Here is an 11,951-nt window from a genome sequence, read left to right as displayed (position 1 = left end):
CCGCAACCGGGCGAGATCGCCGATCTCGCCGCGGAGAGGGGCACGGTGAGCGTCGGCTGGGGCATCGCCGGGTGCGGCTGGGTGGCCCGCGACCACGCGCTGCCCGCGCTGCTGGCCGTCGAGGGCGCCCGGGTCGTCGCACTGCACGACCGCGACCCCGCGGCCCTGGACCGGGTGCCGGTCGAGGGCGCGCACCGCAGCACCGACCTGGCCGGGTTCCTCGCCACCCCGGGGCTGGACGCCGTCTACGTCGCCGTCCCCAACGCCGGCCACCGGGCGCTGGTGGCGGCCGCCGCCGCGGCGGGGAAGGCGGTGCTGTGCGAGAAGCCGCTGGCCGCCGACGTCGCGGACGCCGACGCGATGGTGGTCGCCGCCCGCGACGCCGGCGTCCTGCTCGGGACGGCCTACGACCAGCGCTGGCACCCCGCGCACGTGCGGCTGCGCGAGCTGGTGCCCGAGCTGGGCACGGTCACCGCCGTCCGGATCGTCTACTGCTGCTGGCTGCCCGGTGACTGGACGCCGGACGGCCGCCCGCACGACAACTGGCGGGTCGATCCCGCCCGCGCCGGCGGGGGTGCCGCGATCGACCTGGCCCCGCACGGCCTGGACCTGGCCGGCGTGCTGCTCGGCGAGGACGTGGTCGAGCTGTCGGCGCGGCTGCAGACCCGGGTGCACGACTACGGCGTGGACGACGGCGCACTGCTCACCGGCAGCACCGACGGCGGCGTGCTGGTCAGCCTGCACGTCGCGTTCAACACCCCCGACGCGCTGCCCCGCCGCCGGCTGGAGGTGGTCGGCACCCGCGGCATGGCCGTCGCCGTCGACACGATGGGCCAGACGGCGGGAGGCTCGCTCACGCTGCACCGCCCCGACCCCGTCGACGTGCCGTTCGCCGACACCCCGCCGTTCCAGGCGCAGTTCGCCGCCTTCACCGCCGCGGTCGCGGGCCGCGCGCGGTGGCCGTACCCCCCCGCCCGCGACCTCGCCCTGCACCGCCTGCTCCTCACCGCTCTCTCCGGAGGCCCCGCGTGACCCCGCCCGACGTGCCCGGCTCGATCGACCGGCCCACCGACCCCGCCGCTGACGACGGCGCGCGGCACGGAACCAGCCAGGTCGACACCAACCCCTACCGCGGCCTGCTGCCGGACCTGCCCGCCTACGCCTGCACCAACTGCGGGCACTGGCAGCGCTGGCCGGCACCGGGCCCGCTGGTCTGCCCGGTCTGCGCCGACGTGCGCAACGCACTGCCCGAGCACGGCTTCGAGTTCGTCACCGCCAAGCAGGCCGACGAGCTGGTCACCGGCTCCTGGCGGCCGGCCCCGGTCGACGGCGTCACCGAGTTCGGCACCGAGCCGCGCTTCGGGCTGGACAGCCGCGGCTGGGTGATCGAGACCGACATCGGCCTGGTCGGCTTCGAGTGCGCCCCCTGGTACACCGCCGACATGCTCGCCGAGCTGCGCCGCATGGCCGAGGTACACGGCGGCTTCCCGGTGCTGGCGTCCTCCCACGTGCACGGCTACGGGGCGCTGTGGCAGCTGCAGCTGGAGCTGGAGCCGCGGGTGGTGTGCGTCAACGTGCACGACCTGCCCTGGACCAAGGCCTTCCGGGTGACCTGGCCGGCCGACGACGTCCTCACGCTGGCCCCCGACCTCACCCTGCACCGCACCGGCGGGCACTTCCCCGGGCACTCGGTGCTGCACGACTCCCGCCGCGGCATCCTGTTCTGCGGCGACTCCCTCAAGGTCGACCTGGACGAGGCCGGGGCACCGGTGGCGCTGTCCGCGCACAAGGCCTTCCACGCGCAGATCCCGCTGTCGCACGGCGAGCTGCGGGAGATGCTGGCCGTCGTCGGGGTGCTCGACTTCGGGACCGTGACCACGCCGTTCGAGATGGTCCCGGGGGTCACCACCGACCACGTCGTGCACCTGGTGCAGCGGCTGCTGTCCGGCCCGCCGGACGCCGCGCCCGTCCCGCTGGCCGAGCTGTGACCACCACGGAGGTCACGCCCTCGCAGCGGTACCGGGACTCCTTCCCCACCCCGGTCGACGAGTTCGCCATCGAGGGCCTCGACGTCCTCGACGTGCCGCTGCACAGCGCCGTCCTGGCCCCGACGCCGGCGCACCCCGGCGGCAGCGGGCTGGGCTACGGCGCCACCCGCGAGGAGGCGCGCACCGGCGCGCTGGGCGAGATGGCCGAGATGGCCCTGTCGCTGCGCGCCCACCAGGGCGTGCAGCGGGAGCAGGGCTCGTACACCGAGGTGGCCCGGCGGCACGGCCGCGACCGGGTGGCCGACCCGCGCACCCTGTGCCTGGAGGCCGGCAGCGCCTACGCCGACGACCGGCCGCTGCAGTGGCTGCCGATGACCCGGCAGCGCGACGGCGAGACGGTGCTGGTGCCCGCGGAACTGGTCGCGTCGGCGCCCGACGACCTGCCCGGCGCTCCGCCGCCCGGTGGCTGGCTCACCACGGTCATCACCAACGGGCAGGGCGCGGCGTTCGACGCCGACCGGGCGGTGGCGCACGCGCTGCTGGAGGTGCTGCAGCGCGACGGCAACGCGACGGCCTTCCGCGCGATGGACCGCGGCGTGGTCGTCGACCTGGCCGGCCTGCGCGACCCCGACGCGCTGGCCCTGCTCGACCGGCTGGACGCCGCCGGCATCGACGTGGTGGTGAAGCTCGCGGCGACGGACTTCGGCGTGGTCGACGTGTACGCGGTCGGCTGCTCGCGGGACCTCTCCGAGCCGGTGCCGGTGATGGCCACCGCATGCGGGGAGGCCGCGCACCCCGACCGGGACACCGCCGTCCGCAAGGCGCTGCACGAGTTCGCCTCCGCGCGCAGCCGCAAGGCGTTCATGCACGGCCCCTACGACGTCGTCCTCCCCGCCACGCCGGCCGGCTACCTGGAGCACTGGCGCGGCGGGCACCCGCCGGAACGGCTGGTCGAGGAGGACCGCGCGCTGCAGGCGATGCTCGAGTGGACCCGGATGGGCACCGCCGCGCTGGTCGACCTGCTGCAGGACTCGGTGCTGTCCCGGCGGTCGAGCGTGGCGCTCACCGACCTGCCCACCTGGTCCGGGGAGGACCTGCACGCCTCCGTCACCGGCGCGGTGCAGGCCGCCGGCCTCGACGTGCTGGTCGAGCTGCAGCCCTCGGCCGGCGACGCCGTGGCGGCCAAGGTGCTGGTGCCCGGCCTGGAGGTGGAGACGATGTCCTACGGACGGATCGGCGAGCGCGGGGTGCGGCGGCTGGTCGAGCACGACGAGGGGCTCGCCGTCGTGGGGGCCGACCCGGGCGGCTGGGCGCGGGTGCACCTGACCGCCGACGCCGAGGAGCGCCTCGGCGGCCCGGCCTGGTTCGACCGCGCCGGCGCCGCCCGGCGGGTGGGCGCGCTCTACGCGCTGTACCGCGAGCCCGGCCGGCACACCGTCGCCGAGGTGCTGGCCCGGTGACCGGCCTGCGGTACGCCTACAACACCAACGGGCTCACCTCGCACCGGCTCTCCGACGCGCTGCCGTTCCTGGCCGACACCGGCTACGCGGGGGTGGCGCTCACCCTGGACGTCGTCCACCTCGACCCGTTCGCGCCGGACGCCTTCGCCCGGGCGGAGGAGGTGCGGGCGCGCTGCGACGAGCTGGGCCTGGGCGTGGTCGTGGAGACCGGCGCGCGGTACCTGCTCGACCCGCGGGTCAAGCACGAGCCGACGCTGGTCACCGCCGACGCCGAGGGCCGGGCGCGGCGGCTGGCCTACCTGCGGCTGGCCTGCGACCTGGCCGAGGTGCTGGGCGCGGAGGCGGTGAGCTTCTGGGCCGGCGTGCCGAAGCCGGGGGTGGACCGCGACGCGGCGTGGGGCTGGGTGGTCGACGGGGTGCGCGCGCTGGTCGACAGCCACGGCGGGCGGTCCTACGCGCTGGCCGTGGAGCCGGAGCCGGGCATGCTGGTCGAGGACTGCGACGGCTGGGCCGCCCTCGCCGCCGAGGCCCCCGGCATCTCGCTGGCCCTGGACACCGGGCACTGCGTCGTCGCCGGCGGGTACGAGCCGCAGGAGGCGGTGACGGCGTTCGCGCCGCGCCTGGGCACGGTCGCCGTCGAGGGCATGCGCCGCGGCGTGCACGACCACCTGCCGCTGGACGAGGGGGACGTCGACCTGCCGGCCGTGCTGCGGGCGCTGCGGGACGTCGGGTACGAGCGGCTGGTCACCCTGGAGCTGTCCCGCGACGGGCACCGGGCGCACGAGATGGTGCCGCGGGCGATGGCCACGCTGCGGGATGCCGAGGCAGCGGCGGAGGCGGCGGCGTGAGGGTGTGCTTCGTCAGCCGGCGCTACTGGCCGGCGGTGAGCGGGATGAGCGTCTACGCGGAGAACCTGCTGCGCGAGCTGGTGGCCCTTGGCCACGAGGTGGTGCTGGTCAGCCAGTACCGGGACGACGAGGCCGGCACCCGGGTCTACGGCGGCGGCCCGCCCCCGCCGGCCCGGGTCCCGGCCGGCGTGCAGGTGCACGCGCTGCCCAGCCGCGGGGAGACCGTCGCCCCCGCCGACTGGGAGGGTGACATCGCGGAGATCGTCCGGACGGTGCTGGACCTGCACGCCGAGCGGCCCTTCGACGTGCTGCACGCCCAGTACGGCTACCCCCCGGGCCTGGCGGTGCTGGCCGCGGCGCGGGAGACCGGGCTGCCGGCGGTGGTGAGCATCCAGGGCGGCGACGGGCACTGGGTGGGCACCTGCTGCACCACCCACGCCGAGGCGATGCGCACAGTGGTGGACGCCTCCTCGGCAGTGCTGATCGGCAGCGCCAGCTTCCGCGACGAGGTGGTCGGCAACCTGGGGTCGGACCCGGCGCGGTTCACCATCGTCCCGGGCGCCACCGACACCCGGCGGTTCACCCCGGCCGAGCGGCCGCTGGGCGCGCTGCGCGAGCCGCCGGTGCTGCTGTTCCACGGCCGGGTGGACCGCCGCAAGGGCGTGCTGGACCTGCTGGAGGCCCTGCCCGACGGCGTCCGGCTGGTGGTCTCCGGCATCGGCCCGGACCTCGACGAGGCCCGCGCGCGGGCCGACGGGCGGACGACGTTCCTCGGCTACGTGCCGCCCGACGAGGCGCCGGAGGTCTACCGCTCGGCCGACGTGTTCGTCAGCCCCACCTACAGCGAGGGGTTCAGCAACACGCTGCTGGAGGCGATGGCCAGCGGGCTGCCGACGGTGAGCACCGACAGCGTCGGGGTCGTGGACTGCCTGCGGCACGACGAGAACGGGCTGCTGCACGCCCCGGGCGACGTCGCCGGGCTGCGGGCGGCGCTGCACCGGCTGCTCGCCGACGGCGACCTGCGCGCCCGGCTGGCGACCACCGCGCTGGAGGAGGTGCGCCGGCTCTACTCCTGGCCGGTGCTGGCGCGCTCCATCGACGCGGTCTACGGCGAGGTGGCCGGCAGCACGCCGTCCGCGGACTGGTCGATGCCGTCGGGGCCGGACCTGTCGTGCCGGTTCCGCTCGGCCGCGCACCTGCTGTGAGGGTGCTCGCGGTCAGCCCGCACCTGGACGACGCGGCGTTCAGCGTCGGCGGCACGCTGGCCGCGCTGGCCGACGCCGGGCACGAGGTCACCGTGCTCACCTGCTTCACCGCCACCGTGCCAAACCCGGCCGGCTTCGCGCTGGCCTGCCAGCTGGACAAGGGGCTGGGCCCCGACGTCGACTACCTGGCGCTGCGCCGCGCCGAGGACGCCGCCGCGATGGCCGTGCTCGGTGCGACCCCGGTGCACCTGGGGCTGCTGGAGGCGCCGCACCGGGGCTACACCAGCGCGCCGGACCTGTTCGCCGGCGTGCACCCCGGGGACGACGTCTGGCGCTCGGTGGCCGAGGAGCTCACCCGGCAGGACGCCGACCTGTGGCTGGCCCCGCAGGCGCTCGGGGGGCACGTCGACCACCTGCAGGTGCTGCGGGCGGTGGCGGGGCTGGACCGGCCGGTGCTGTGGTGGCGCGACAGCCCCTACGTGCTGCGCGACCCGGCCGCCGTCCCCGGACCCGACCTGCCGGCGGGGCTGGCCCAGGTCCGACTGCCGCAGGACCTCGAGCGGCGCGGCGAGGCGTGCGCCCGCTACGCCACCCAGCTCGGCTTCCAGTTCGGCGGCGCGACGCAGATGCGGGCGGCGCTGGCCGGGCTGCCCGAGGTGCTGCTGGGCGGGGCGCGGGCGCGGGCAGTGGTGGCCGGTGCGGCGGACGGGGCGGCCCGGTGAGCTGGCTGGTCACCGGCGGCGCCGGGTACGTCGGGGCGCACGTCGTGCGCGCCATGGCCGCGGCCGGCGAGCGGGTCGTCGTCCTCGACGACCTGTCCACCGGCGACCCGGCGCGGCTGGTGGCGGTGCCGCTGGTCGTCGGCTCGGTCCGGGACCGCGGGCTGGTCCGCCGGGTGCTGCGCGAGCACGCCGTGCAGGGCGTCGTCCACCTGGCCGGGCGGGCGGGGGCCGAGGAGTCCGGAGCCGACCCGCTGCCGTACTGGACGGAGAACGTCGAGGGCACCGTCGCGCTGCTGGAGGGCTGCCGCGCCAAGGGAGTGGCGCGCGTCGTGCTGTCCTCGACCGCGGCCGCGTACCCGGAGGCCGACGGGACCCCGCGCTCCCCCTACGGCCGCACGGCGCTGGCCGCGGAGTGGGCGGTGCGCGACGGCGCGGCGTGGGGCTGCGCCGCCGTCGTGCTGCGCTGCTGCGAGGTGGCCGGGGCCGCGACGCCGGAGCTCGGTGACCGGAGCCCGACCGGTCCCCTCGCACCGGTCTTCCGGGCGGTGGACGAGGGCCGGCGGCCGGTGCTGCACGGCGACGGCCACCCGACCCCCGACGGCAGCCCGGTGCGCGACCTGGTGCACGTCGCCGACGTCGCCGACGCCCACCTGGCCGCGGTGCGCGCGCTGACCGCCGGCTCTCCGGGCGGCACCCACGACGTCGGCCGCGGCGAGCCCAGCAGCGACCGGGAGGTGCTGCGCCTGGTCGGTGAGGTCACCGGCGCCGACACCGAGCCCGAGGTCGTCGCCGCGCGCCCCGGCGCGCCGGGGCGGCTGGCCGCGGCCGACCGGACCGCCCGCGAGCTGGGGTTCCGCGCCCGCCGCGACCTGCGGTCGGTGGTCGCGAGCGCGTGGGCCGCCTGGCGGGCGCAGCAACCGTTCTGACCGGCCGTCCACGCACGACGGAGGCGGGCCACCCCCTGCGGCCCGGTCCGCTCTAGCCTCGCCGGGTGGCCCACGACCTGCAGCGGCTGGTGCAGCTGCGCCTGCTGGAGCTGTCCTCGACCGCCCAGGCGGCGTCGCGGAGGGCCCAGTGGGCGATCGCGCCGGAGACCATCACCCGCATCGCCGACGGCCGGCACTCGGGGATGGTCAGCGAACGCCTGGCGGCCGCGCTGGCCCGCGCCCTCGACGTCCCGGAGAACCGGGTCCGCCGGCTGGCCGGCCTGCCCCTCCTGGAGGACCCGCGCGCCGACATCTGCACCGGCCCGCACCTGCGGGTCGTCCGCGACGACGGCCGGCCCGCCTAGCCTCCTGGGCCGTGCCGTCGGCACGCTGCGTCCCGTCACGGTGACGGGACGCTGCGGGCGGGCGGGGTGTCGGGCGGACGCACCGTTCCGTCACGCGGCGGTCACCCGCCGCAGTCCAGCATCCGGGGGTCACGTCCGCCCCGCCGAGGAGCGCCATGCCGAACGCCGTGCCCGACGCCCGCCGCACCCTCCCCCGACCGCTGACCGGCCGGGTCGCGCTGACCGCCGCCCTGGCCGGCGCGCTGGTCGTGCCCGCGGCCGTGGCCGCCGCCGACACGGGCGCCCCGGCTCCGGCCCCCGCGGTGGACGCCGCCGGCTCGGGCACCCTGCCGGTGCGCGGGCTGGACCTCGACGCGCTCACCATCCCGGAGCTGCAGGAGCGGATGGACGGCGGGCAGCTCCGCGCCGTCGAGCTGGTGCGGGCCTACCTGGACCGCATCGCCGCGGTCGACGGGGAGCTGGGCGCGGTGCTCGCGGTCAACCCGCACGCGCTGGAGGAGGCCGCGGCCAGCGACCGGGTGCGCGGCGGGCACGGCGCGCGCAGCGCCCTGGAGGGCATCCCGGTGCTGCTCAAGGACAACGTGGACACCGCCGACCTGCCGACCACCGTCGGCTCGCGCGCCATGCTCGGCAGCGCGCCCGACGACGCCACCATCACCCGCCGGCTGCGGGAGGCCGGCGCCATCGTGATCGGCAAGGCCAACCTCTGGGAGTGGGCCAACTTCCGCGGGACCACCTCCACCAGCGGGTGGAGCGGGGTCGGCGGGCAGACGGCCAACCCGTACGTGCTCGACCGCAACCCGTGCGGTTCGTCGTCCGGCTCGGCGGCCGGGGTGGCCGCCTCGCTGGCGCAGGTCTCCATCGGCACCGAGACCGACGGGTCGATCGTCTGCCCGGCCGGCAGCACCGGCATCGTCGGGCACAAGCCCACCCTCGGGCTGGTCAGCCGCGACGGCATCGCGCCGATCTCCGCCGAGCAGGACACCGCCGGCCCGATGGCCCGGCACGCGGTCGACGCCGCGCTGCTGCTGGAGGTCGTCGCCGGCCAGGACGACGCCGACGCCGCGACCGCGGAGATCCCCGAGGACCTGTCCGGTGACCTCGCCGACCTGGACGCCGACGCCCTCGACGGCGCGCGGATCGGGGTGTGGACGCTGACCGCCGAGCAGGCCGAGGCCGTGGACGACGGCACCGAGGCGGTGTTCGCCAACGCGGTCAAGGCCGTCGAGGCCGCCGGGGCCACCCCGGTGCCGCTGGAGCTGGCCTACCAGGCCGAGATCGGCGCGGGCGAGTTCCCGGCGCTGCTGGCGGAGTTCGAGCGGGACCTCGACGCCTACCTGGCCGCCACGCCCGGCGAGCACCCCGAGGACCTCGCCGGCCTCATCGCGTTCAACGAGCAGGACCCGGTGGAGCTGGCCTACTTCGGCCAGGAGCTCCTCGAGCAGGCGCAGGCGGCCACCGTGCCGGAGGAGGACCCGGCGATCCGGGCGACCCGCGAGGAGATCCGCCGGCTGGCCCGGGCCGCGATCGACGAGGCCCTCGCCCAGGGCCCCGGGCACGAGAACGACCTGGACGCGGTGATGGCGCTGACCAACACCCCCGGCTGGGTCACCCGCTACGAGCACCTCGACGGCGTCGGCGACGCGTTCGTCTACGCCTCCTCCACCCCGGCCGCGGTGGCCGGGTACCCGAACGTCACCGTGCCCGCCGGGTTCGCCGGCCCGCAGGAGGCGCTGCCGGTGGGCGTCAACTTCATCGGCACCCGCTGGGACGACGCCGACGTCCTGGACCTGGCGTACTCCTTCGAGACGGAGGTCGACGCCCGCCGGGCGCCGGGCTACCTGCCCACCGTCGGGGACTGACGGTCAGCTGGTCCTCCCCCGATGACCACGACCGTGCGGAGGTGACCGGCGTGCGGACGACGCTCGCGCTGGACGACGACCTGCTGGCCGAGGCCCAGCGCCTCACCGGCACGACGGACACGAGCGCGCTCGTGCGCGGCGCTGCGGGCGCTGATCGAACGGGAGAGCGCCCGTCGACTGGCCCGACCGGGCGGCACCGAACGGAGCTGACCGCCGCGCCCCGCCGCCGGTGAACCTGGTCGACCATCTGCGGGAGAGCCACGCCACCCTGGCCGCCACCCGGCTCACCCCGGACGTCCGGCTGTGGACCCGCCACCGGCGACTGGCCACCGCGGCGGCCCGGCTGGACCTGCTGGTCGAGCCGTCCGCGCCGGCGGGCACCGGCCCGGACGGCGGCTGACCCCGTCCGGACGGCGTGTCCGGAAACCGCCGGTCCGGGCTCCCTGGCGCTGTCATGCTCAGGACGTGACCTCCTCGCTGGACCCCGAGCGCTGCTACCGGGCGGTGGCCAGCCGCGACGCGCGCTTCGACGGCTGGTTCGTCACCGCGGTCGCCACCACCGGCATCTACTGCCGCCCGTCCTGCCCGGCCCGCACGCCGCTGCCCGGCAACGTCTCCTTCTTCTCCACCGCGGCGGCCGCGCAGGGCGCCGGCTACCGCGCCTGCCGCCGCTGCCGGCCCGACGCGGTCCCGGGGTCGCCGGAGTGGGACGTGCGCGCCGACGTCGTCGCCCGCGCCGTCCGGCTGATCGGCGACGGCGAGGTCGAGCGCTCCGGCGTCCCGGGGCTGGCCGCGCGGCTGGGCTACTCCGAGCGCCAGCTGCACCGGCTCCTGGTCGGCGAGCTCGGTGTCGGTCCGCTCGCGCTGGCCCGCGCCCAGCGCGCGCAGACCGCCCGGCTGCTGCTGGAGACCACCGACCTGCCGGTGTCCGACGTCGCCTTCGCCGCGGGGTTCGCCAGCATCCGGCAGTTCAACGACACCGTGCGCGAGGTCTTCGCCACCACCCCGACCGGGCTGCGCCGCACCCGCGCCACGGCCCCGGCCGGCACACCGGGCCGGCTGACCCTGCGGCTGGCCGCCCGCGCCCCGTACGAGGCCGCCGAGGTGCTGCTCTTCCTCGGCGCGCACGCCGTCCCCGGCCTGGAGGAGTGGGACGGGACGACGTTCTCCCGCGTGCTGGACCTGCCGCACGGCCCCGGCGTCGTGCACCTCTCCCCCGCCGCGGACGGCGGCCCTGCGGTGACCGCCCGGCTGCAGCTCACCGCCCTGCGCGACCTCGGGACGGCGGTGGCCCGCTGCCGCCGGACGCTGGACCTCGACGCCGACCCGGCCGCGGTCGACGGCGTCCTCGGCGACGACCCGGCGCTGGCCGCGTCGGTCGCCGCCGCACCCGGCCGCCGGGTGCCCGCCGCGCCGGACGCCGCAGAGCTCGCCGTCCGCGCCGTCCTGGGCCAGCAGGTCTCGGTGGCCGGCGCTCGCACCCTCACCGCCCGGCTGCTGCGCGCCGCCGGCACCCCGCTGCCGGAGCCGGTCGGCACGCTGACCCACGCCTTCCCCTGGCCGGCCGCCCTCGTCGACGCCGACCTGACCGCCGTGGGCCTGACCGGCGCGCGCCGGCGCACCGTGCACGCGCTGGCCGAGGCACTGGACACCGGGGCGGTGACGCTGGACCCGGGCGCCGACCGCGCGGAGGCCGGCCGCTCGTTGCTCGCCGTCCGCGGCATCGGCCCGTGGACGGCCGCGGTGGTCGCGATGCGCGGGCTGGGCGACCCCGACGTGTGGCTGCCCGGCGACCTGGCGCTGCGCCGCTCCCTGGCCGCTCTCGGCAGCTCCGACGCCGACGCCGCGACCCGCTGGCGGCCGTGGCGGTCCTACGCCGTCATGCACCTGTGGGCCCTGGCCGCACCGGCCCTGTTCACCCGCCCGCTCGCCACCACCCCCGATCGGAGTGCCTCGTGACCGCACCCGCCCGCACCGCCACCCTGGACACGCCGCCAGGACCGTTCACCGTGGTCGTCGACCCGGACGGCACCGTGCTCGCCAGCGGCTGGACCGCCGACGTCGGCGAGCTGCTGCCCGTCGTCCACCGCTCGCTGCGCCCGGCGGAGGTGCAGCCGGCCGGGCACCTGCCCGTGCTCGACGCGGTCGCCGCGTTCGTCGCCGGGGACGTGTCCGCCGTCGACGGCGTGCCGGTGCGCCAGCGCTCCGGGCCCTTCCTCGAGGACGCCTGGCAGGTCCTGCGCACCGTCCCGGCCGGCACGCCGGACACCTACGCCGCCTTCGCCGCGCGCTGCGGCCGGCCGGCGGCGGTGCGCGCGGCGGCCAACGCCTGCGCCCGCAACGCCGCGGCGCTGTTCGTCCCCTGCCACCGGGTGCTCGGCTCCGACGGCGGCCTGGGCGGCTTCCGCTGGGGGACGCCGGTCAAGCGCTGGCTGCTCGACCACGAGGCGGCGCACGCCCCCGAGAAGGACCCCCGTGCCCCCCACCACTCGCATGCTCGCGGTGGGCCCCTGCACGGGGGCCGACCGCTGGTCGCGCCATCCGCAGGATCGTCTCTCCCCTGAGGCACCCTCTG

Annotated in this window: 13 protein-coding genes; all 13 read left to right on the top strand. The window is 77.4% G+C overall.

Going from position 1 to position 11,951, the window contains the following annotated elements:
• Positions 1–45: 45 nt before the first annotated feature.
• The 13 genes from RTG05_RS04365 (at position 46) to RTG05_RS04305 (ending at position 11,940) form a co-directional block, all read left to right on the top strand.
• Positions 46–1,032, top strand: a complete 987-nt coding sequence (locus tag RTG05_RS04365; RefSeq protein ID WP_166527614.1) for a Gfo/Idh/MocA family protein — start codon at positions 46–48, stop codon at positions 1,030–1,032.
• Positions 1,029–1,988, top strand: coding sequence for an MBL fold metallo-hydrolase (locus tag RTG05_RS04360; RefSeq protein ID WP_315912318.1), 960 nt, complete (start codon positions 1,029–1,031; stop codon positions 1,986–1,988). Before RTG05_RS04365 ends, RTG05_RS04360 begins: the two co-directional genes overlap by 4 nt.
• Positions 1,985–3,448, top strand: coding sequence for a YcaO-like family protein (locus RTG05_RS04355; protein WP_166527613.1), 1,464 nt, complete (start codon positions 1,985–1,987; stop codon positions 3,446–3,448). Before RTG05_RS04360 ends, RTG05_RS04355 begins: the two co-directional genes overlap by 4 nt.
• The gene (locus RTG05_RS04350; protein WP_315912317.1) at positions 3,445–4,296 is read left to right on the top strand and encodes a sugar phosphate isomerase/epimerase family protein; all 852 of its coding nucleotides are present in this window, start codon (positions 3,445–3,447) and stop codon (positions 4,294–4,296) included. Before RTG05_RS04355 ends, RTG05_RS04350 begins: the two co-directional genes overlap by 4 nt.
• Entirely contained in the window at positions 4,293–5,501 is a 1,209-nt protein-coding gene (locus tag RTG05_RS04345) for a glycosyltransferase family 4 protein (RefSeq protein ID WP_166527612.1), read from the top strand. The genes RTG05_RS04350 and RTG05_RS04345 overlap by 4 nt, the downstream gene beginning before the upstream one ends.
• A complete protein-coding gene (locus tag RTG05_RS04340; protein WP_166527611.1) occupies positions 5,498–6,223 on the top strand; it encodes a PIG-L deacetylase family protein in 726 nt (241 codons plus the stop codon). Before RTG05_RS04345 ends, RTG05_RS04340 begins: the two co-directional genes overlap by 4 nt.
• Entirely contained in the window at positions 6,220–7,149 is a 930-nt protein-coding gene (locus tag RTG05_RS04335; RefSeq protein ID WP_166527610.1) for an NAD-dependent epimerase/dehydratase family protein, read from the top strand. The genes RTG05_RS04340 and RTG05_RS04335 overlap by 4 nt, the downstream gene beginning before the upstream one ends.
• Before the next feature lie 65 nt (positions 7,150–7,214).
• Positions 7,215–7,514 (top strand): hypothetical protein, encoded by a 300-nt coding sequence (locus RTG05_RS04330; RefSeq protein WP_166527609.1) that lies wholly within the window; start codon positions 7,215–7,217, stop codon positions 7,512–7,514.
• Positions 7,515–7,669: 155 nt separating this feature from the next.
• Complete coding sequence (locus RTG05_RS04325) at positions 7,670–9,376, top strand: amidase family protein (protein ID WP_166527608.1); 1,707 nt, start codon at positions 7,670–7,672, stop codon at positions 9,374–9,376.
• 41 nt (positions 9,377–9,417) lie between these two features.
• The gene (locus RTG05_RS04320) at positions 9,418–9,609 is read left to right on the top strand and encodes a type II toxin-antitoxin system VapB family antitoxin (RefSeq protein ID WP_208104785.1); all 192 of its coding nucleotides are present in this window, start codon (positions 9,418–9,420) and stop codon (positions 9,607–9,609) included.
• Positions 9,606–9,776, top strand: a complete 171-nt coding sequence (locus RTG05_RS04315) for a hypothetical protein (RefSeq protein WP_166525605.1) — start codon at positions 9,606–9,608, stop codon at positions 9,774–9,776. The genes RTG05_RS04320 and RTG05_RS04315 overlap by 4 nt, the downstream gene beginning before the upstream one ends.
• A gap of 65 nt (positions 9,777–9,841) precedes the next feature.
• A complete protein-coding gene (locus RTG05_RS04310; protein ID WP_166527607.1) occupies positions 9,842–11,335 on the top strand; it encodes an AlkA N-terminal domain-containing protein in 1,494 nt (497 codons plus the stop codon).
• Positions 11,332–11,940 carry a methylated-DNA--[protein]-cysteine S-methyltransferase gene (locus RTG05_RS04305; RefSeq protein ID WP_166527606.1) on the top strand — a complete coding sequence of 203 codons (609 nt, stop codon included), beginning with the start codon at positions 11,332–11,334 and terminating at the stop codon, positions 11,938–11,940. Before RTG05_RS04310 ends, RTG05_RS04305 begins: the two co-directional genes overlap by 4 nt.
• The last annotated feature ends 11 nt before the right edge of the window (positions 11,941–11,951 follow it).

This window comes from Geodermatophilus sp. DSM 44513, from assembly GCF_032460525.1.
GTDB lineage: Bacteria > Actinomycetota > Actinomycetes > Mycobacteriales > Geodermatophilaceae > Geodermatophilus.
Note: the sequence above shows the minus strand (reverse complement) of the source record. Positions and strands in the feature narration are given on the sequence as shown.

What these genes read in the sequence shown, in the direction of transcription:
- RTG05_RS04325 (WP_166527608.1), top strand. Translation starts at nt 7,670, where the DNA reads ATGCCGAACGCCGTGCCCGACGCCCGCCGCACCCTCCCCCGACCGCTG.